This is a genomic window from Streptomyces diastaticus subsp. diastaticus, assembly GCF_011170125.1.
GTDB classification, from domain to species: domain Bacteria; phylum Actinomycetota; class Actinomycetes; order Streptomycetales; family Streptomycetaceae; genus Streptomyces; species Streptomyces diastaticus.
This window is the reverse complement of sequence record NZ_BLLN01000005.1, coordinates 743,870-762,904: the sequence shown is the minus strand read 5'-3', so window position 1 is coordinate 762,904 and position 19,035 is coordinate 743,870. Positions and strand designations below refer to the sequence as shown.

The 19,035-nt window shown below is 75.2% G+C and carries 16 protein-coding genes and 1 pseudogene; 8 read left to right on the top strand and 9 right to left on the bottom strand.

Annotated features, from left to right (window positions below):
- Positions 1-135: 135 nt before the first annotated feature.
- Complete coding sequence (locus Sdia_RS20900) at positions 136-1,638, bottom strand: glycosyltransferase 87 family protein (RefSeq protein WP_229830333.1); 1,503 nt, start codon at positions 1,636-1,638, stop codon at positions 136-138.
- Positions 1,639-1,868: 230 nt separating this feature from the next.
- Between Sdia_RS20900 and Sdia_RS20895 the strand changes: the two genes are divergently transcribed.
- From Sdia_RS20895 to Sdia_RS20880, 4 genes are all read left to right on the top strand, one after another.
- Positions 1,869-3,191 carry a sensor histidine kinase gene (locus Sdia_RS20895; protein WP_185393575.1) on the top strand — a complete coding sequence of 441 codons (1,323 nt, stop codon included), beginning with the start codon at positions 1,869-1,871 and terminating at the stop codon, positions 3,189-3,191.
- On the top strand, positions 3,179-3,838 hold the full coding sequence (locus tag Sdia_RS20890; protein WP_100453656.1) for a response regulator transcription factor: 660 nt from the start codon (positions 3,179-3,181) through the stop codon (positions 3,836-3,838). Before Sdia_RS20895 ends, Sdia_RS20890 begins: the two co-directional genes overlap by 13 nt.
- A 125-nt stretch (positions 3,839-3,963) precedes the next feature.
- Positions 3,964-4,767: a VOC family protein gene (locus tag Sdia_RS20885; protein ID WP_100453657.1), complete on the top strand. Its 804-nt coding sequence runs from the start codon at positions 3,964-3,966 to the stop codon at positions 4,765-4,767.
- A gap of 68 nt (positions 4,768-4,835) precedes the next feature.
- On the top strand, positions 4,836-5,081 hold the full coding sequence (locus tag Sdia_RS20880) for a WhiB family transcriptional regulator (RefSeq protein WP_100453658.1): 246 nt from the start codon (positions 4,836-4,838) through the stop codon (positions 5,079-5,081).
- Positions 5,082-5,170: 89 nt separating this feature from the next.
- On the opposite strand, the gene Sdia_RS20875 is transcribed toward Sdia_RS20880, so the two are convergent.
- The 7 genes and pseudogenes from Sdia_RS20875 to Sdia_RS20845 form a co-directional block, all read right to left on the bottom strand.
- A complete protein-coding gene (locus Sdia_RS20875) occupies positions 5,171-6,148 on the bottom strand; it encodes an acyl-ACP desaturase (protein WP_100453659.1) in 978 nt (325 codons plus the stop codon).
- Positions 6,149-6,442: 294 nt separating this feature from the next.
- Positions 6,443-7,019 (bottom strand): annotated as a pseudogene (locus Sdia_RS20870) (ATP-binding cassette domain-containing protein); the annotation flags it as partial.
- 345 nt (positions 7,020-7,364) lie between these two features.
- Positions 7,365-7,781 carry a spore wall synthesis regulator SsgD gene (gene ssgD / locus Sdia_RS20865; RefSeq protein WP_100453660.1) on the bottom strand — a complete coding sequence of 139 codons (417 nt, stop codon included), beginning with the start codon at positions 7,779-7,781 and terminating at the stop codon, positions 7,365-7,367.
- A 167-nt stretch (positions 7,782-7,948) separates the two neighbouring features.
- Complete coding sequence (gene secD / locus Sdia_RS20860) at positions 7,949-10,249, bottom strand: protein translocase subunit SecD (protein WP_115069265.1); 2,301 nt, start codon at positions 10,247-10,249, stop codon at positions 7,949-7,951.
- A gap of 141 nt (positions 10,250-10,390) precedes the next feature.
- The gene (locus tag Sdia_RS20855) at positions 10,391-10,858 is read right to left on the bottom strand and encodes a hypothetical protein (RefSeq protein ID WP_100454350.1); all 468 of its coding nucleotides are present in this window, start codon (positions 10,856-10,858) and stop codon (positions 10,391-10,393) included.
- Between the two features lie 967 nt (positions 10,859-11,825).
- Positions 11,826-13,220 carry an NADP-dependent succinic semialdehyde dehydrogenase gene (locus tag Sdia_RS20850; RefSeq protein ID WP_100453662.1) on the bottom strand — a complete coding sequence of 465 codons (1,395 nt, stop codon included), beginning with the start codon at positions 13,218-13,220 and terminating at the stop codon, positions 11,826-11,828.
- 144 nt (positions 13,221-13,364) lie between these two features.
- On the bottom strand, positions 13,365-13,853 hold the full coding sequence (locus Sdia_RS20845; protein ID WP_100453663.1) for an NUDIX hydrolase: 489 nt from the start codon (positions 13,851-13,853) through the stop codon (positions 13,365-13,367).
- Between the two features lie 61 nt (positions 13,854-13,914).
- On the opposite strand from Sdia_RS20845, the gene Sdia_RS20840 reads away from it, so the two are divergent.
- Positions 13,915-14,640: an endonuclease V gene (locus Sdia_RS20840; RefSeq protein ID WP_100453664.1), complete on the top strand. Its 726-nt coding sequence runs from the start codon at positions 13,915-13,917 to the stop codon at positions 14,638-14,640.
- Between the two features lie 13 nt (positions 14,641-14,653).
- On the opposite strand, the gene Sdia_RS20835 is transcribed toward Sdia_RS20840, so the two are convergent.
- Entirely contained in the window at positions 14,654-15,121 is a 468-nt protein-coding gene (locus Sdia_RS20835) for a 2-thiouracil desulfurase family protein (RefSeq protein ID WP_100453665.1), read from the bottom strand.
- Between the two features lie 290 nt (positions 15,122-15,411).
- Between Sdia_RS20835 and Sdia_RS20830 the strand changes: the two genes are divergently transcribed.
- The 3 genes from Sdia_RS20830 to Sdia_RS20820 all read left to right on the top strand — a co-directional run bounded on the left by Sdia_RS20830 (position 15,412) and on the right by Sdia_RS20820 (position 19,007).
- Positions 15,412-16,527 (top strand): CaiB/BaiF CoA transferase family protein, encoded by a 1,116-nt coding sequence (locus Sdia_RS20830; protein ID WP_115069266.1) that lies wholly within the window; start codon positions 15,412-15,414, stop codon positions 16,525-16,527.
- An 84-nt stretch (positions 16,528-16,611) separates the two neighbouring features.
- Positions 16,612-17,754 carry an acyl-CoA dehydrogenase family protein gene (locus Sdia_RS20825; protein WP_100453667.1) on the top strand — a complete coding sequence of 381 codons (1,143 nt, stop codon included), beginning with the start codon at positions 16,612-16,614 and terminating at the stop codon, positions 17,752-17,754.
- A gap of 38 nt (positions 17,755-17,792) precedes the next feature.
- Positions 17,793-19,007, top strand: coding sequence for an acetyl-CoA C-acetyltransferase (locus Sdia_RS20820; RefSeq protein ID WP_100453668.1), 1,215 nt, complete (start codon positions 17,793-17,795; stop codon positions 19,005-19,007).
- Positions 19,008-19,035: the final 28 nt, after the last annotated feature.

Here is a 19,035-nt window from a genome sequence, read left to right as displayed (position 1 = left end):
AGGGGCGGTGCGTTCTCGCGCCCGGCCCCGGGCCAGTGCGGAGGGCCGGGCGTGCCGGCGTACCGCGGGCGCACGCCGTGCGTGGGGTGGCGGGGCCCGCACGCCGCGCGGGACCTACGACGCGGAGGCGTTCGCTCACCGCGGGCCGCCGGGTGGGGCGGGCGGGGGCACGGCCAGGGCCGGAACCACGGTTGTCGGCGCTCGCGCCGGGGCGCGGGCGGCACGGACCGGGGTGGTCGCCTCGTCCGGGGAGCCCGTGGTCCCCCGTGCGCGAAGGGCGGCCCCAGACGGCAGGCGTGTTCCGGCCGGAAGCGGCCGAGCCGTCGGCCACGGAGGGCGCCGCCCGCCCCGGCCGGCCGTCCGGCCCCGCCGGAGCGGCGCCCAGCGGTGGCCCGCTCCGGGAAGGGTGCCCGTGGCCGACCGGGACCAGACGACGAGCAGCAACGGCAGCGTGAAGTAGCCGAAACGGCCGGCCGGCGCGAAGAGGAAGGCCACGCACAGGCCGACGGCGAGCCGGTCGGCGGCGGCCACGCAGCCGGCCGGCGGGCGCACGACGAGCGAGAGGGCGACCGCCGCACCGCCGCACAACAGCAGCAGCACGGCCGCGTACCAGCCGGCCGGGCCCCACTCGGCGAGCAGGCGACCCGGAAGCGGGCTGGCCGCCGGCGTGGCGACCTCGGCGCGCCCGGTGGGGAACGCGAGGACCTGCTCGACCAGTGGGCCCGGCGCGACCAGGGCGGCGGGCAGGACCAGTGCCACGACCGCGGCCGACCAGGCGGCCGCGCACCGCAGGGCCGACCTGCCGCCGCGGGTACCGGCGAGCAGCGCGGCGGCGACCGCGACGGCGGGCAGCGCCGTCCACTTGAGGGCGCACGCGGCGGCCAGGGCGAGCCCCGCCGCCCCGGCCCGCCCGCGCGTGGCGAGCGCGAGGCCCAGCCAGCACAGCCCGGTGAGCGGGAGGTCCACACCACTGACACAGAGCGGGAGGGCCACCAGCGGGGAGGCGACCAGGACGAGCAGGCCGCCCGCACTCGCCGGCCCGGCCGCCTCGCCGTCCGCTCCTCGCCGCAGGACCGCCCGCCCGCCGGCCAGGCAGACCAGCAGGACCACCGCGCACCACAGCCGGGCGTCCCCCAGGAGCCGGGCCACCGCGCCGCCGTCGCCGAGCAGCGCCGCCGGAAGCCCGAACAGCGCCATCCCGGGCAGGTACGGGTTGTAGTCGGTGACGGCCTGCGGGTGCGCCAGGTACGGCGTGCCGTGGTGCAGCAGCAGCGCGGCCGACCGCTCGATCACCCCGACCTCGCTCTGCGCCCGTCCCGTGAGGAGCAGGTGGCCGAAGGGCACCGCTACCCCGCCGGACAGGGCGGAGACGAGGGCGACCGTGCGGGCACGTGGGCCGCGCAGCAGGGCGGCGGCGAGGGACGCGCCCAGATAGCCCGCGGCGGCCCAGGCGCCCCAGAGGCGGTGCGGCGGCAGGGTGGAGAACGCCACCAGCCCCGCCGCCCACACCGCGGCCCCCGTCCAGCCGGCCACCCGGAGCCGCCGCCCCCCGCCGAGGGCTCGGCGGCGGAGTCCGGTACCGGGGCCGCCCCGCTGTACGGGCGCGGTCGTCGCTGTTCCCACCTGTCGATTCGGCACCCGTCCATTGCAGTCGGGAGCCCCGGCGAGGTCATGACGGCCAGGTCGACGCTTCATGGTGGGGTTTCCCCTACCGACATCCGCCGCCCCGCTTGGCTAGAGTCCCTCGCGATCACGGGCACCGCCGTGCTCGCGGATGCGGCAGAGCCGCTGGTCGTGGCCGTCGTCGGCGCCCGAGTGCGGCGGGGACACCGGGTGGGGGCACCGGCGGACAGGGGAAGAGGGGGCGGATGAGCGTCACGGAGGGCGTTGGCGGGGCGTCCGGTGCGGCGGAGCGGCGCCACCCGGCCGTCCGGGTGGCGCTGCGCAGCCCGGGGCGGTTCCTGCTGTCCGCCTGGCCGTTGCGCTGCTGGCTGCACGTGCTGGGCGGGGTGCTGTTCGGCGCGGTGGTGCTGGCGCTCCTCGTGGCGGCGGTCTCACTGGGCGTCGTGCTCTCGGCGGTGGGGGTGGGCCTGCTGGTCCTGGCTGCCGTTCCGCCGCTGGGCATCCGCGTGGCGGCGGTGGAACGGCGGCGGCTGCGGCTGGTGGAGCCGGCCGCGCTCGCCGACCCGCACGAACCCCCCGCCGCCCACGACCCCTGGCGGCGGCTGCGCCACCGGGTCGGGGAACGCGCCACCTGGCGTGAACTGGGGTACGCGGCCCTCCTGGCGACCGTCTTCCCCTGCGCCGGGCTCGGCGTGCTCGCCCTCGCGGGCCTCTCGGCGATCCTCCTTGCGACCCCCGTGGTGGTGTGGGCGCTCGCCCCCGAGACCGTCATGGTGATCCCCGGCCAGGCGATCCCCGGACCGCTCTCCGCCTGGCCGTTCACCCTCCTGGGCGCCGCCGGCCTGGCCCTGGCCGCCTACGCCGCCGGCTGGCTGGCCGTGGCGCAGGTGCGTACGGCCTGGTTCCTGCTCGGCCCCCGCGACTCCGGACTGACCAGGCGCGTCCTGGAGCTGACCCGCTCCCGGGTGCGGCTCGCCGACGCCTTCGAGGCCGAACGGCGCAGGATCGAGCGCGACCTCCACGACGGCGCCCAGCAGCAACTGGTGGCGCTCACCATGACCTTGGGGCTCGCCGAGATGGAACTGGCCGACACCGACTCCAGGGCGGCCGCGCTGGTGACCCGGGGCCGGGGGGAGGCCCTGCGCGCGCTGGGCCAGCTGCGGGACCTGATCCGGGGCATCCACCCGCAGGTGCTCACCGACCACGGGCTCGCCGCCGCCGTGGCCGAGATCGCCGAGCGCGTCCCCGTCCCGGTCGCCGTCGCCATCGACCTGCCGCACCGGCTGCCCGCCCTGGTGGAGACGACCGCCTACTTCACGGTGACGGAGGCGCTGGCCAACGCGGTGAAGCACAGCGGTGCCACGAAGATCGGGATAGAGGGGAGAATGGCCCGGGGCCGGTTCCTCCTGCTGATCACCGACGACGGCAGGGGCGGGGCCGATCCCGCCGCGGGCACCGGTCTGACGGGGCTGGCGGACCGGCTCGCGATCCTGCGGGGCCGGCTGTCGGTCTCCAGCCCGGCCGGCGGTCCGACCCAGCTCCGGGTGGAGGTCCCGTGCTCCGTGTAGTCCTCGCCGAGGACGCCGTCCTGCTCCGGGCGGGCCTGGCCGAACTCCTCGACCGGGGCGGCCACCGGGTGGTGGCCGCGGTCGGCGACGCCACGGAGCTGGCCCGCGCCGTCGACGAGCACCGGCCCGACATCGTCCTCACCGATGTCCGGATGCCGCCCGGCTACCGTGACGAGGGCCTGCGGGCCGCCCTCGCGCTGCGCTCGCGGCACCAGCGGCTGCCCGTACTGGTCCTCTCCCAGTACGTCGCGACGGCGTACGCCACCCAGTTGCTCGGCGGTGGCCGGGACGGGGGCGGGCTCGGATACCTTCTCAAGGACCGGGTGGGCGAGGTCGCGGAGTTCATGGACAGCCTGCGGCGGGTCGCCGACGGGCAGACGGTCGTCGACCCCGAGGTGGTCCGGGTGCTGCTCGCGCAGCGGACGGCGAGCCGGCCGCTGAGCCGCCTCACCCCGCGCGAGCGCGAGGTCCTCGCCGTCATGGCGGAGGGGCGCAACAACCAGTCGATCGCCCGGCGGCTGCACATCACCGAGGCGTCCGTGGTGAAGCACGCCGGCAACATATTCATGAAGCTGGACCTCGACCCGGCCGAGGGCAACCGCCGTGTCCTGGCCGTCCTGGCCCACCTGCGGGCCGAGGACGACTGAACGCCGCCGCACCCTCCCGTTCGGCGCCTTCCGGGCGGCGCGCCCGGCACCCCGGTGCCAGACTCGTGGCAGGACCACGCGAGGGGCCCGGTGACGACGGCGGGGCCCGACGAAGGAGCTCACCCATGCTCACCACCCGCTATGTCGACGGGGTGCCGAACTGGCTCGACCTCGGCACCCCCGACCCCGGCGCGGCGACCTACTTCTACAGCGCCCTGTTCGGCTGGACCTTCCGCCCCTCCGAGCGGCCGGAGGCGAGCGGCTACGGCTTCTTCGAGCTGGGCGGACGGGTCGTCGCCGGAGCCATGCACATCTCGGTCGAGCGGTCCTCGCCCTCCTGGACCGTGTACTTCCGGACGGCCGACGCCGACGCCACCGCCGACGCGGTCCGCGCAGCCGGCGGCCACGTCTCCTTCCGTCCCATGGCCGTCCACGACCAGGGCCGCCTGGCCCTCTTCAACGACCGGGCGGGGGCCGCCTTCGGCGTCTGGCAGCCCGGCACGACCGAGGGCCTCGGCGTGGTCGGCGAGGACAACGCCCTCTGCTGGGTCGAGCACTACGGGCCCACCGTCGAGGACGCCGTCGACTTCTACCGCTCCGTCTACGGCTGGAACACCTACGAGGTCCCGTACTCCGGGGGCAGCTACACCACGGTCGGCCCCGCCGGGGAGGGGGAGGACCGGATGTTCGGCGGCCTCATCGACCTCGCCGAGCGCATCGAGCGCGGCTCCGCCGCCCACTGGCTGCCGTACTTCGCCGTCGACGACCCCGACGCGGTGTGCCGCCGTGCGCGGGAGCAGGGTGGCAGCGTACGAATGGAGCCGACGGATCTGGAGGGGGTGGGCCGGCTCGCCAAGCTGGGCGACCCGTGGGGCGCCCGCTTCGCGGTGCTGAAGCCGCTGCCGCCCCAGTCCCGCCCCGACATGTGAAGCGGGTCCGGGGGCCGCGTTGATCAGACGTTGACGAGTCGTTTTTCCCCGGCCGTCATCATCGCCCCATGCGGATCGACAGTACGGCCGCGCACGATCTCGCCTGGCAGGAGCAGGCGCTGTGCGCACAGACCGGATCAGAGTTCTTCTTCCCCGAGCCGGGCAGCTCGGTGCGTGAGGCCAAGCTCATCTGCGAGGCCTGCGACATGCGGGCGGCCTGTCTCGCCTACGCCCTCGCCCACGACGAGCGCTTCGGCGTGTGGGGCGGGCTCTCCGAGAAGGAACGCGAACGGATGCGGCGCGACAGACGCTGACCGTCCGCGCCGCCCCTTGGCCGCCCGCCCGCCCGCCCGTACCGGCAGCAGCCGTACGGGCGGGACGGCACGTGTTCCGGCCCGTCGACTCAGCCCTGGTCGGCGCGGGCCCGCATCCGCGCCTTGCGGGCGGCGAGCCGCTCGTCGAACTTGGCGGCCTCCGCGTCCAGCCCGCCCATGTACAGTCCCAGCTCCTCCTGGGCGCGCACACCCTCCGGGCCCAGGCCGTCGATCTGCATGACCTTCAGGAACCGCAGCACGGGCTGGATCACGTCGTCATGGTGGATGCGCAGGTTGTAGACCTCGCCGATGGCCATCTGCGCCGCGGCCCGCTCGAAACCGGGCATTCCGTGACCGGGCATCCGGAAGTTGACCACGACGTCGCGGACGGCCTGCATGGTCAGGTCGGGCGCCAGCTCGAAGGCGGCGCCGAGCAGGTTCCGGTAGAAGACCATGTGCAGGTTCTCGTCGGTGGCGATCCGGGCCAGCATCCGGTCGCAGACCGGATCGCCCGACTGGTGGCCGGTGTTGCGGTGCGAGATGCGGGTGGCCAGCTCCTGGAAGGCGACGTAGGCGACCGAGTGGAGCATCGAGTGCCGGTTGTCCGACTCGAACCCCTCGCTCATGTGGGCCATCCGGAACCGTTCCAGCTCGTCGGGGTCGACCGCCCGCGAGGTCAGCAGGTAGTCCCGCATGACGATGCCGTGCCGCCCCTCCTCGGCGGTCCAGCGGTGCACCCAGGTGCCCCAGGCGCCGTCGCGGCCGAAAAGCGACGCGATCTCGTGGTGGTAGCTCGGCAGATTGTCCTCCGTGAGGAGGTTGACGATCAGTGCGGTGCGGCCGATCGGCGTCACCTGCGACTGCTCCTTGTCCCACGCCTCGCCGTCCTCGAAGAAGCCGGGGAAGTTGCGGCCGTCGGACCAGGGCACGTAGTCGTGCGGCATCCAGTCCTTGGCCACCTTCAGATGGCGGTTGAGCTCCTTCTCCACGACCTCCTCCAGTGCGTGCAGCAACTGGGCGTCGGTCCATCCGCCGGACGTGGCGAGGTGGGGAGTGGTGAGGGTCATGCGGGACTCCTGGGGACGGGGAGTTCTTGCGATGATGCAACTTACGGAAACGTAGGTTACGAACCCGTAGGTTAAGCCCGCTGTAAAGAGCCCTCGAAAGCGGGGGTCGCACAAACGTCTGCTTCCGGCCGGACGTGGGTACGGAAAGGGTTCGCGGCCCCGTTCTCAGGGTCCGCGGAACCTTCCCGAGCCACTCTCGCGGCGTCAGCCCTTCAGCGCCTCCTCCACCTCCCCGGCCGCCAGTTCCCGTAGCTCACCGTCGAGAAGCAGCCAGCGGGTGATCCCCGGCGACCGCAGGAACTCCAGGTCGTGCGCGGCGACCAGGAGCGCGCCCCGGCACTCCGTCAGGGCCGAGGTGAGCTGCCGGACGCTCGCCCGGTCGAGGTGGCGGGCCGGCTCGTCCAGGAGCAGCGCGCGCGGCCGGGCCGGCAGCGGTACGGACCCGCCGCCGGACACCTCGCCGACGGTGCGGTCCAGGCCGAGGCCGAGCGAGGCGAGGAGGGCCACGGCGCGTTCCTCCACGTCCCAGTCGTCGCCGACGGTCGCGCAGTGCTCCTCGGCCGTGTCGCCCGCCTCGACGGCGTGCGGCGCGGCCCGGACCGCGTCGGCCCCAGGGTCTCGTCGACCCGCACGGAGGTGTCGAGCGTGGCGTGCTGCGGCAGGTGGCCGATCTCGCCGGAGACCTGGACGGTGCCGGAGGCCGGGGTCACGCCCCGGCGGCGAGTTTGAGCAGGGTGGACTTCCCGCAGCCGTTGTCGCCGGTCAGCCCGGTGCGGCCGGGGCCGACGCTGAGATGGAAGCCGTCCAGGACCCGGGTCCCGCCGGGCCCGGAGAATCCGAGGTCGGCACAGGTGGGTGCGATGGTCGACATGGCGGCCTCGCGGTTGCTGACGCGTCGTCGTGCGACACGGACGGAAGGGGGCGACGCGAAGGGCGGCGCGGGCTGGTGCACCGGAGACGCGCCGCGGCGGCCCTCAGGGCCGGAGGCGGTCACGTGGGAAGGGCCGGACGGGCGGACGGCTCGAACGCCGAGGTCGCACACGGCACTGCGCACGCCGCGGGCGCGCGGGCGGTGTCCAGGACCTCAGACGTACAACGCCCCACTGCGACCGGCGGCGCCAGAAACGCTCACGACGGTACGAGCGGGCCCGGGAGAGCAGCCACGGCATTTTCCGCCGCCGGGGCGCGGGCGCGCCCCGGCGGCTCGCGCACGCGGTCAGCGCGTGTCGCGGATGAGCAGGGCGAGGTCCCGGTCCAGGTCGAGGTGGAGGTACTCGCGGCCCGGCGGTACCAGGGCGACGGTGCGCGCCGCGAACCGGCGCAGCTCCTCCGCGCACACCCGCACCACAGCGGTCCCCTCCGGCGCGTGGAACTCCATCACCACCTGGTCCTCACCGTGCGGCCGCAGCCGCACGTCGCCCATCCCGGCCTCACCGGTGAGCCCCGCCGTCAGCAGGTCCCGGGCGAACGACCAGGTGACCTCGACCCCTTCCAGCGTCGAACGCGCCGGAAAGGTCATGGTGACGGCGAACGGCTCGGTGCGGTCGTACCGCAGGCGCGCCGGGATGGTCGCCATACGGGGCGCGGCGGCGACGAGCTGCGCCTCGACAGACTGCTGGATGACGGTGTCCATGGTGCCCCCCTGGGTCCTCAGGCCGCCGGGGCGGTCAGGCCCCGGCAGTCGGCTAGACGGTGGAACAGGGAAGTCCGTGCACCGGCGGTGACGTGAGATGCGTCACGTCCCGCGTGCCGACGGCGGGGCGGGCACCAGGCCCGCCCCGCCGTAGGGGTGACACCGCGTCAGACGACGGCCCCCGTTCCCTCCCGGACCCGCTTGTTCGGCTTCTCGGGCGAGGCCGAGGGGCGGCGGCGCCGCTCCAGGCGTACCGCCAGCGGCATCGCGGTGAAGATGGTGGAGGCGATGCCCACCCCGATGCCCGCGAGGAGGGCCACCGCGAAGTCGGTCAGCGTGCCACCGCCCGACAGGGCCAGCGCCAGCAGCACGAAGATCGCGCCCAGACCGGTGTTGACCGTACGTGGCAGTGTCTGGCCGACGGCGAGGTCGCCCAGCGTCTCCCAGGACGCTCCGGGGCGCAGCCGGCGCAGCTCCCGCAGCCGGTCGAAGACCACCACGGTGTCGTTGACCGAGTAGCCGACCACGGTCAGCAGCGCGGCCAGGAAGACACTGTCCGCCGGCTTGCCCAGCCACGCGAAGAGTCCCACCACCAGCAGCACGTCCTGCGCCATCGCCGCCACGGCCGCCAGCGCCAGCGTTCCCCGGAACCGCACGGTCAGGTAGAGCAGCTGGGCCCCGACGGCCACCGCCAGCGCCAGCACCGCCTTGTCCCGCAGCTCCGTCCCGAGGCTCGGCCCGACCATGTCGTCCCGTTCGACGGTCACCTCGCCGCCGTGCTCGGCCAGCGCCGCCCGGACGCGCCGCTCCTCGGAGTCCTCCAGCGGTCCGGTGCGCACCGTCACCAGCGACGAACCGTCCTGGTCGGTGCGCTGCACCACCGCCTCGGGGAAGCCCGCCTCGCTCACGGCGGCCCGCGCGGTGTCGGCGTCCACCGGGCGCTCGGTGGCGTACTGGGTCTGGCGGCCGCCGGTGAACTCCACGCCCAGTTCCAGCCCGCGCACCCCGAGCCCGGCCAGCGCCACCAGCAGCACACCGCCCGAGACGAGCAGCCAGCGGCCGCTGAAGCGCATCAGCCGGGGCGGACGCTGCTCCAGCCGGGTCCGCAGCCGCCCCTTCCCGGTCATCCCGCTCGTCTGCGGGCGCCGCCGCACCAGCCCCCGGCCCAGCGCCCAGTCGGCGAGGATCCGGGTGATGACCAGCGCCGAGATCATCGAGGCGAGCACGCCGACCGCCAGCGTCACGCCGAAGCCCTTCACCGGGCCCGACGCCAGCACGAAGAGCAGCCCGGCCGCGATCAGCGTGGTGACGTTGGAGTCCAGGACCGCGCTCCACGCCTTGGAGAACCCGCGTGCCAGCGGCCGCCGCAGGTCCTTCGGCCGCCGGGACGCCTGACCGTACTCCTCCCTGGCCCGTTCGAAGACCAGCACGTTGGCGTCGACCGCCATACCGACCGCCAGCACGAACCCGGCGATGCCCGGCATGGTCAGGGTCGCGCCCAGCGCCACGATCGCGGCGTACGAGATGAGTCCGTACAGGGAGAGCGCCACCGTGGCGAGCAGGCCCAGGAGGCGGTAGACGACGGTGATGAAGACGGCCGTGCAGGCCAGGCCGATCAGTGCCGCCCAGGCGCCCGCCCGGATGGCCTCGGCCCCGAGGGAGGGGCCGACGGTCGACTGTTCGACGACCTCCACCGGCAGCGGCAGCGCGCCGCCCTTGACCAGTGCCGCCAGTTCGCGGGCGCCCTCGGCGTCGAAGCCGCCGGTGATCTGGGTGGAGCCGCCGGTGATCCCGGTGCCGCAGGGCACCGTCTCGCGCATGCCGGGCGCCGAGACGATCCGGTCGTCCAGCACGATCGCCACCCGCCGGCCCGGGTCGCCGGGCGCGGCGCAGGCGGCCTCGCCGGTGAGCTTCGCCCAGGCGCCGGACGCCTTCTTCTCGAAGGCGAGCGCGACCGCCCATCCTCCGCCCGAGGTGGCGTCGAAGTCCGGGGTGGCGTCGTCGATGCCCTCTCCGGTGAGCGCGGGCGGCCCGAGCTCCAGGAAGGCGTCGGGCCGGTCCGGGTCGGCGAGGGCACGCGAGCCGTCGTCGGCCTTGGGCGCCGCGGAGGTGGTCTCGCCCTTGACGGGGTGGAAGGTGAGCTGGGCGGTGCGGCCGATCACCTTGGCGGCCTCCCGGGGGTCCTGGACCCCCGGGAGTTCCACCACGATGCGGTCGGAGCCGGAGCGGACCAGCTCCGGTTCGGCGACGCCGAGCGCGTCCACCCGCTGCCGCAGCACCTCCAGGGCACGGTCGGTCGACTCGGCGTCGGGCTTACGGCCCTGCGCCTCCTGGGCCTCCAGGACGATGCGGGTGCCGCCGCTCAGGTCGAGGCCGAGTCGGGCAGGCGTGGTCAGGGCGAGGAAGAGGGACACGGCGACGACGGCGAACGCGATCAGCGCACGCCAGGCCGTGGCACGTCGGGACATGGGGACTCCACGGACGGCCCGCACCGCCCGGGGACACAGCGGTCCTTGGCCGGGTGCGCGGGAAGCTCGGTCAACGGCGGGACGGCACACTTCCGGCGAGCCCGCGTACCTGGGGTACAGGGCCCGGGCGGCGCCGGGGCGTCAACTGCTCCGCGGGGAGGGCGGGCCCCGGGCCGACCAGGGCCCGGGTACGGCGGCGGGCGGGGCCCGCTCCTGGCGCGGCCGGTCCAGCAGACGGCCGGGCCGGGCCGCCTGCCGGGGACCGGCGGACGGAAGCGAGGCGAGGGTGAGTAGTGCGGCCTCGCCGGGGCCGGGCGGGGCGGCGGGGGCGAGTTCGGCGTCGCCCCCCGTGTGTCCGTCGGCCCGCTCGCGGGTGGGCGCGTGCACCCGCACCCACGGCGGGGTGTGCACCCCGGGCGGCGCCGGGAGGGCCCGCTCGAACCCGGCGGCGGCAGCACCGGCGGCGGGCTGCTGCCCCGGGAGGCCGACCGAGGCGCCCGCCACCGCGAGGATCACCGTCCACACGGCGCAGACCAGCGCCAGCACCAGCCGGGAGGCGGTGGGGGACGGGGGCACCGGGACGCGGCGGCGCGCCGACCGCTCCGCCATCTGCTCCACCCCTGTCCCGCTCGACCGAAACGCTCACCCTAGCCGACCCCGGACCTTCCCACGCCCGCTCCGGACCCGGCCACCGCACAGCCTCCCGGGCGCCCGCAGGCCGGTCTCGGGGCGTGGCGGCACCCGGTGTGCTCTTGCGTCCGGAGGCGGTCCGGCCACGGTGCGGTCCCGGAGCGGGGCGCCCCCGTCCGCGACTGGCGCGCCCCGTCCGAGCGGAACGGACGACCTCCTGGTGACGGACGGCACGACCACGCGCGCGTACACGGACGAGATGGACCCGAACGTGGTCGCGGGGGTCCGTACGTCACGGTCGCGCCCGGCTTCGCCTTCGCCCAGGCGCGTCCCCCGCCCCGCCCTCCGCCCGCCGTCCGCCGCATCGGCACGGCGCGGACGGCCGGGCCGGTCGTGGCGGGGCACGACGCCGGCGCTCCCGTGGACCTGGCCGTCGCCCTCGCCGCGCAGGTCAGCGCGGCCCACGCCGACGCCATGGCGGCCCTCGCCCGGCTGCTCGCCGACCCCGGGCAGCACGCCTGGCTCCATCAGGCCGGCACTCCCGAGGAACCGCGCCCCTTGCCGCGGGCCCACGGCCGGCCGGCGGCGGTGGCTCCGTCCCGGCCTGATCGTGACGCCGGCCTTCGGCGCGCTCATCCCGGCCGGCGCCGTCCTCGTACAGAAGCGGGTCGTGAGACCCGCCGGGACCCGGCGCGCCGCGAGACCCCGTTCCCGCCGGCCGGGACCGCCGGCGTCGATCCGACGGGCGGCCTCGACAGCGCCCGCGTGGACACCGGCGACGGCGGCCCGGTCCGCGGCCACGGCCGGATCGCCGCGCCCCCGGTAGGCGCCGGGGCGGCCCCCGCCACCGGGGGAGGGGTGACGCTCCGCCGCGCCGCGCACGAAAGGGGTGCCTCCCGTCCGCAGCGGACGGGAGGCACCCCTTTCGTGCAAGGCACGGGCCGGCTCAGTCCGCCTCCCACACCGTCGTCACGTTGCAGAACTCGCGGATGCCCTCGGCGGCCAGCTCCCGGCCGTACCCGGAGCGCTTGACGCCGCCGAACGGGAGGGCGGGGTGCGATGCCGTCATGCCGTTGACGAAGACGCCGCCCGCCTCCAGGTCCCGCACACAGCGGTCGATGTCGTGCCGGTCGCGGGTCCAGACGTTGGAACTCAGGCCGAAGGAGGTGTCGTTGGCCAGTTCCACCGCCTCGTCCAGGCCGGCCACCCGGTACACCGTCGCCACCGGGCCGAACGCCTCCTCCCGGTGGACGCGCATCGTCGCGTCCACCCCGGCCAGCACCGTGGGCGCGTAGAACCAGCCCCGGTCCTCGTACCCCTCGGGGCGGCCGCCGCCGCACAGCACCGCCGCGCCGCGCTCCACCGCGTCGTCCACCAGCTCGGCCAGGTCGCTGCGGCCCCGCTCGCTGGAGAGCGGGCCCACCTCGGTGGTGTCGTCCATCGGGTCGCCCACCCTGAGCGCCCGCATCGCCTCCGTGAACCGCTGGGTGAACACGTCGTACACCTCGGTGTGCACGATGAACCGCTTGGCGGCGATGCAGGACTGGCCGTTGTTCTGCACCCGTGCCGTCACCGCGGTCTTCGCCGCGCGCTCGACGTCGGCCGAGGGCAGCACCAGGTACGGGTCGCTGCCGCCCAGCTCCAGCACCGTCTTCTTGATCTCGTCGCCCGCCACCGAGGCCACCGAGCGCCCGGCCGGCTCGCTGCCGGTCAGCGTCGCCGCCACCACCCGCGGGTCCCGCAGGATCCCCTCGATCGCGCCGGAGCCGACCAGCAGCGTCTGGAAGCAGCCCTCCGGGTACCCGGCGCGGCGGAAGAGGCTCTCCAGGTACAGGGCGGTCTGCGGCACGTTCGAGGCGTGCTTCAGCAACCCCACGTTGCCCGCCATCAGCGCGGGCGCGGCGAAACGGATCACCTGCCACAGCGGGAAGTTCCACGGCATCACCGCCAGCACGGGGCCCAGCGGCCGGTACACCACCCGGGCCCGCGCGGCGCCCGAGTCCTCGACGTCCGCCTGCTTTGGGTGCTCGTCGGCGAGCAGCGACTCCGCCCGGTCGGCGTACCAGCGCATCGCCTTCACGCACTTGGCCGCCTCCGCCCGGGCGGAGCCCACCGTCTTGCCCATCTCCAGGGTCATGGTGCGGGCGATCTCCGGTGTGTCCTCCTCCAGCAGCTCCGCCGCCCGGCGCAGCAGCCGCGACCGGTCCGCGAAGGAGGTCAGCCGGTGCTCGCGGTACGCCTCCTCCGCCCGCACCAGCCGCTTCTCGATCTCCTCGGACGTCAGCGCCTCGAACGTCCGCAGGGTCTCCCCGGTCGCCGGATTCACCGTCGCGATCGCCATGCCCACACCTCTCGCTCCGGTACGCCGCGGTCTGGGCGCGGCGTACGTCCCTACCAACCTGCCGCCCGCCCACGCACCCCGCAAACGGACGCGGGGACCGCGCACCGCGGCCCCCGCCCAGCCCCGTGCCCCCGCCCCGGCCGCCTACACCCCGGTCACGCCCTCCTCCTCGGCCAGCCCCGCCACCAGCCGCTCCACGAAGGCCCGCTGCGCCACCACCAGCAGTGCCCGCGCCCGTCCCGGCGGCCACCACGCCACCCGGTCCAGCTCCGGGAACTCCCGGGTACGGCCCGAGCCGCGCGGCCACTCCATCGTGAACGTCCCCGGCACCACGGCCGCCGGGTCGAGGCCGGCCTCCACCGCCCAGGCCGTGACCGTCTTCCCCCCGCTCTGCCGTACCTCGCCCAGCTCCCGCACCCGTCCCTCCGGCGGCGCCAGGCCCAGCTCCTCGCGGAACTCCCGCCGCGCCGCGTGCCAGGCGTCCTCGCCCTCGCCGTACTCGCCCTTCGGCACGGTCCACGCGCCGGTGTCCTGGCGCGCCCAGTACGGGCCGCCCATGTGCCCGAGCAGGACCTCGACGCCGTCCGGCACCCGCCGGTACAGCAGCAGACCCGCGCTGCGCCGTCCTCCCATCCGCCCAGTCTGGCCGACCCGCCGCCACCTCGCGCGCCCGGAACGCGTAGCCTCACCGCCCATGCGCGCCCGACCCGCCCCCGCAGCCGTCACCGTCCCCGCCGACTGGCCCACCACCGAGGCCGGGGCCCGCGCCGTGCAGGACACCCTGCGAGCCCGCGTCGACCTCACCGGTCCCGGCCCCGAGCCGGGCACCGGCACCGCCGCCGGCGTCGACGTGGCCTACGACGACGGGCGCGGCCTGGTCGCCGCGGCCGCCGTCGTCCTGGACGCGGCCACCCTGGAGCCGGTCGAGGAGGCCACCGCCGTCGGGCCGGTCCCCTTCCCGTACGTCCCCGGGCTCCTCGCCTTCCGCGAACTGCCCGCCGTCCTCACGGCCCTGGCCGCCCTGGCCACCCCGCCCGGCCTGGTCGTCTGCGACGGCTACGGCGTGGCCCACCCGCGCCGGTTCGGGCTCGCCAGCCACCTGGGAGTGCTGACCGGGCTGCCGAGCATCGGCGTCGCCAAGAACCCGTTCACCTTCACCCACCCGGCACCGGGCGACCGGCGCGGGGACCAGACCCCGCTCACCGACGGCGCCGAGGAGGTCGGCCGGGCCCTCCGCACCCGCGCGGGGGTCAGACCCGTCTACGTCTCCGCCGGCCACGGCGTCCCCCTGGACCGGGCCGTCGCCCACACCCTGCGCCTCGCACCGGCCTACCGGCTCCCCGAGACGACCCGCCGGGCCGACGCCCTGTGCCGTGCCGCGCTGAGGGCGGCCCTCGGCGAGGGAGCGGGGCGGGGCTGAGCGCCCGGCCGCCTCACACTCCGGGCGCCCGCCGCACCGCGATCCCGTTCCGCTCCAGCAGCGCCGCCGTCACCCCGTCGCCCGGCACCAGCGCGCCACGGAACTCCCCGTCGTACACCTCTCCCCGCCCGCAGGAAGGGCTCCGGGGCATCAGCACGGCCTCCGTGCACCCCGTCCGGCGGGCGGCGTCGAGCGCCCGCCGGGCCCCCGCCACGAACGCCTCGGTGACATCCGCCCCCGTGACGTCCACGACCCGGGCCCGCCCCTCCAGCACCGCGTGCCCGTCGCCCCCGACCAGCTCCGCCGCCGCCCGGGGCGTCGCCAGCCCACCCGCCTGCTCCGGGCAGAACGCCACCACCCGCCGCCCCGCCAACTGCGCGTCGAGCCCTCCGGCCGCCTTGTCCCGCCCGTCGAACCGACAGGGCACACCCCGCAGGCAGGCACTGACCAGAACCGGCGGAACGGCACGCTCGTCACTCATGAGGCCAGCGTAGAACCCACCGGCCCAAGCCCGGCCGGCGCACCGGGGCCCCCGCGACCGGGACGGCGGCAGCGGACCGCGCCCACCTCCGCCGGCGTCCGAGGCCGCCTCCCCCCGGCCGGGCGGGGGAGCCTTGCCACGACGCCTGGGACCACCCCCCCGCGCCCCAGGCCACGAGACGGCGCCGAGGGTGCTTTCCAGGGGCTTGTGGGCCGGGCCCCCTGTCCATAACATCAACACTGTTACATCAGTTGTGTCACAAGGTCGGCGCGCGACGGAGCGGGGAAGACATGACGGACACGGCCACGACGGGCCCCCTGCACGGCGTGCGGGTGGTGGAACTGGCGGGCATCGGCCCCGGCCCGTTCGCCGCGATGCTCCTCGCCGACCTCGGCGCCGACGTGGTCCGCGTGGACCGCCCCGGCGGCCCCGGCCTCGGCCTCGACCCGGCGCAGGACCTCACCAACCGCAACAAGCGCTCCGTCCTGGTCGACCTCAAGACCGAGGACGGCGCCGCCCGGGTCCTGGAACTGGTGGAGCGCGCCGACATCCTCGTGGAGGGGTACCGCCCCGGCGTCGCCGAACGGCTCGGCGTCGGCCCCGGCGCGTGCCTGGAGCGCAATCCCCGTCTCGTCTACGGCCGGATGACCGGCTGGGGCCAGGACGGACCGCTGGCCGACCGCGCCGGCCACGACATCGGCTACATCGCCGTCACCGGTGCCCTCGGCCTGGTCGGCGAGCCCGACGCACCCCCGGCCGTCCCCGCCAACCTGGTCGGCGACTACGCGGGCGGCTCCCTCTACCTCGTCACCGGCGTCCTCGCCGCCCTCCACCACGCCCGCGCCCACGGCACCGGCCAGGTGGTCGACGCCGCCATCGTGGACGGCACGGCCCACCTCACCACGATGATCCACGCGATGCTCGGGGCGGGAGCCTGGCAGGACCGCCGCCGCGGCAACCTCCTGGACGGCGGCGCCCCCTTCTACGGCTGCTACACCACCGCCGACGGCCGCCACATGGCCGTCGGCGCCCTGGAGCCCCGTTTCTACGCCGAGTTCGCCCGCGTCCTCGGCCTGCCCGAGGACGCCCCCGGCCAGGGCGACCTGGCCCGCTGGGACGAGCTGCGCGAGACGGTCGCCGCCCGCTTCGCCACCCGGACCCGAGAGGAGTGGACCGAGCTGTTCGCCGGCACCGACGCCTGCGTCGCCCCCGTCCTCTCCCTCGCCGAGGCAGCCGGTCACCCGCACCTCGCCGCCCGGGAGACCTTCACCACCCACGACGGCCGCGTGCAGCCCGCCCCGGCCCCGCGCTTCTCCGCCACCCCGACCACCGTCCGCACCGGCCCCGCGCTTCCCGGCGCCGACACCGCCGAGGTGGCCCGCGACTGGGGGCTGGGCGCCCGCTGACGTACCGGCACCGCAGCACACCCACCCCCGCGGACCCGCACGGCGGGAACCGACCCGCGACCCCGCGCCCAGGAGGCACCGAGCATGGAACGGCAGATCTACACGGCCGAGCACGAGGCGTTCCGCGACACCGTCCGCACCTTCCTCGCCAAGGAGGTGCTGCCCCACTACGAGCAGTGGGAGAAGGACGGCATCACCAGCCGCGGCGCCTGGCTCGCCGCCGGACGCCAGGGCCTGCTGGGCCTCGCCGTCGACGAGGAGTACGGCGGCGGGGGCACCCCCGACTTCCGCTACAGCGCGGTCCTCGGCGAGGAGTTCGCCCGTGCCGGCGTGCCCGGCCTCGCCGTCGGCCTGCACAACGACATCGTCGGCCCGTACCTCACCGGCCTCGCCACCGAGGAGCAGAAGCGCCGCTGGCTGCCGGGCTTCTGCTCGGGCGAGACCATCACCGCCATCGCGATGACCGAACCCGGCGCGGGCTCGGACCTCCAGGCCATCCGCACCACCGCCGAGGACAAGGGCGACCACTTCCTGCTCAACGGCGCCAAGACCTTCATCTCCAACGGCATCCTCGCCGACCTCGTCGTGGTCGCCGCCAGGACCACCCCCGAGGGGGGCGCCCACGGCCTCTCCCTGCTGGTGGTGGAGCGTGGCGCCGAGGGGTTCGAGCGCGGGCGCAACCTCGACAAGATCGGCCAGAAGTCGCAGGACACCGCCGAACTCTTCTTCGACGACGTACGCGTCCCCAAGGAGAACCTGCTCGGCGAACGCGACGGGGCCTTCATCCACCTGATGACCAACCTGGCGCAGGAGCGGATGGCCATCGCGGTCGCCGCCATCGCCGCCGCCGAGCACCTGGTGGAGATCACCACCACCTACGTCAAGGAGCGCGAGGCCTTCGGCCGCCCGCTCTCCCGCCTCCAGCACATCCGCTTCGAGATCGCCGAGATGGCCACCGAGTGCGCCGTGACCCGGGCCTTCCTCGACCGCTGCATCGCCGACCACGCCGAGGGGAAACTCGACGCCGTCCACGCCTCGATGGCCAAATGGTGGGCCACCGAACTCCAGAAGCGCACCGCCGACCGCTGCCTCCAGCTCCACGGCGGCTACGGCTACATGAACGAGTACCCCGTCGCCAAGGCCTTCACCGACGGGCGCATCCAGACCATCTACGGCGGGACGACCGAGATCATGAAGGAGATCATCGGCCGTTCCCTGCTGGGCTGACCGGCCCGCCGCTCCGCACTCCCCGAAAGGCTCAAGTCTTGACCACCGAAGCGTACGTCTACGACGCGATCCGCACCCCGCGCGGTCGCGGCAAGGCCAACGGCTCCCTGCACGGCACCAAGCCGATCGACCTCGTCGTGGGCCTCATCCGCGAGATCCGCGCCCGCTTCCCCGACCTCGACCCGGCGGCCGTCGACGACATCGTCCTCGGCGTGGTCAGCCCCATCGGCGACCAGGGCTCCGACATCGCCCGGATCGCGGCCATCGCCGCCGGGCTGCCGGACACCGTCGCGGGCGTCCAGGAGAACCGCTTCTGCGCCTCGGGTCTGGAAGCGGTCAACCTCGCCGCCGCCAAGGTCCGCTCGGGCTGGGAGGACCTGGTCCTCGCGGGCGGCGTCGAGTCGATGTCCCGTGTCTCCATGGGCTCCGACGGCGGCGCCTGGGCGATGGACCCGATGACCAGCTTCGAGACCGGCTTCGCCCCGCAGGGCATCGGTGCCGACCTCATCGCCACCATCGAGGGTTTCAGCCGCCGCGACGTGGACGAGTACGCCGCTCTCTCCCAGGAGCGTGCCGCCACCGCCTGGAAGGAGGGCCGGTTCGCCCGCTCGGTCGTGCCCGTCCGCGACCGCAACGGCCTGACCGTCCTCGACCACGACGAGCACCTGCGGCCCGGCACCACCGCCGACTCCCTCGCCGCCCTCAAGCCGTCCTTCGCGGGCATCGGCGACCTCGGCGGCTTCGACGCCGTGGCGCTCCAGAAGTACCACTGGGTGGAGAAGATCGACCACGTCCACCACGCGGGCAACTCCTCCGGCATCGTGGACGGCGCCTCCCTGGTCGCCGTCGGCAACCGCGAGACCGGCGAGCGGTACGGCCTGACGCCGCGCGCCCGGATCGTCTCCGCCGCCGTCTCCGGCTCGGAGCCCACCATCATGCTCACCGGCCCCGCCCCGGCCACCCGCAAGGCGCTCGCCAAGGCCGGGCTGACCATCGACGACATCGACCTCGTCGAGATCAACGAGGCGTTCGCCGGTGTGGTCCTGCGCTTCGTCAAGGACATGGGGCTGAGCCTGGACAAGGTCAACGTCAACGGCGGGGCCATCGCGCTCGGGCACCCCCTCGGCGCCACCGGCGCGATGATCCTCGGCACCCTCATCGACGAACTGGAGCGGCAGGACAAGCGGTACGGCCTGGCCACCCTCTGCGTCGGCGGCGGCATGGGCGTCGCCACCATCGTCGAACGCCTCTGACCGCCCGCGCCCCCGCCCTTCCGCCCGC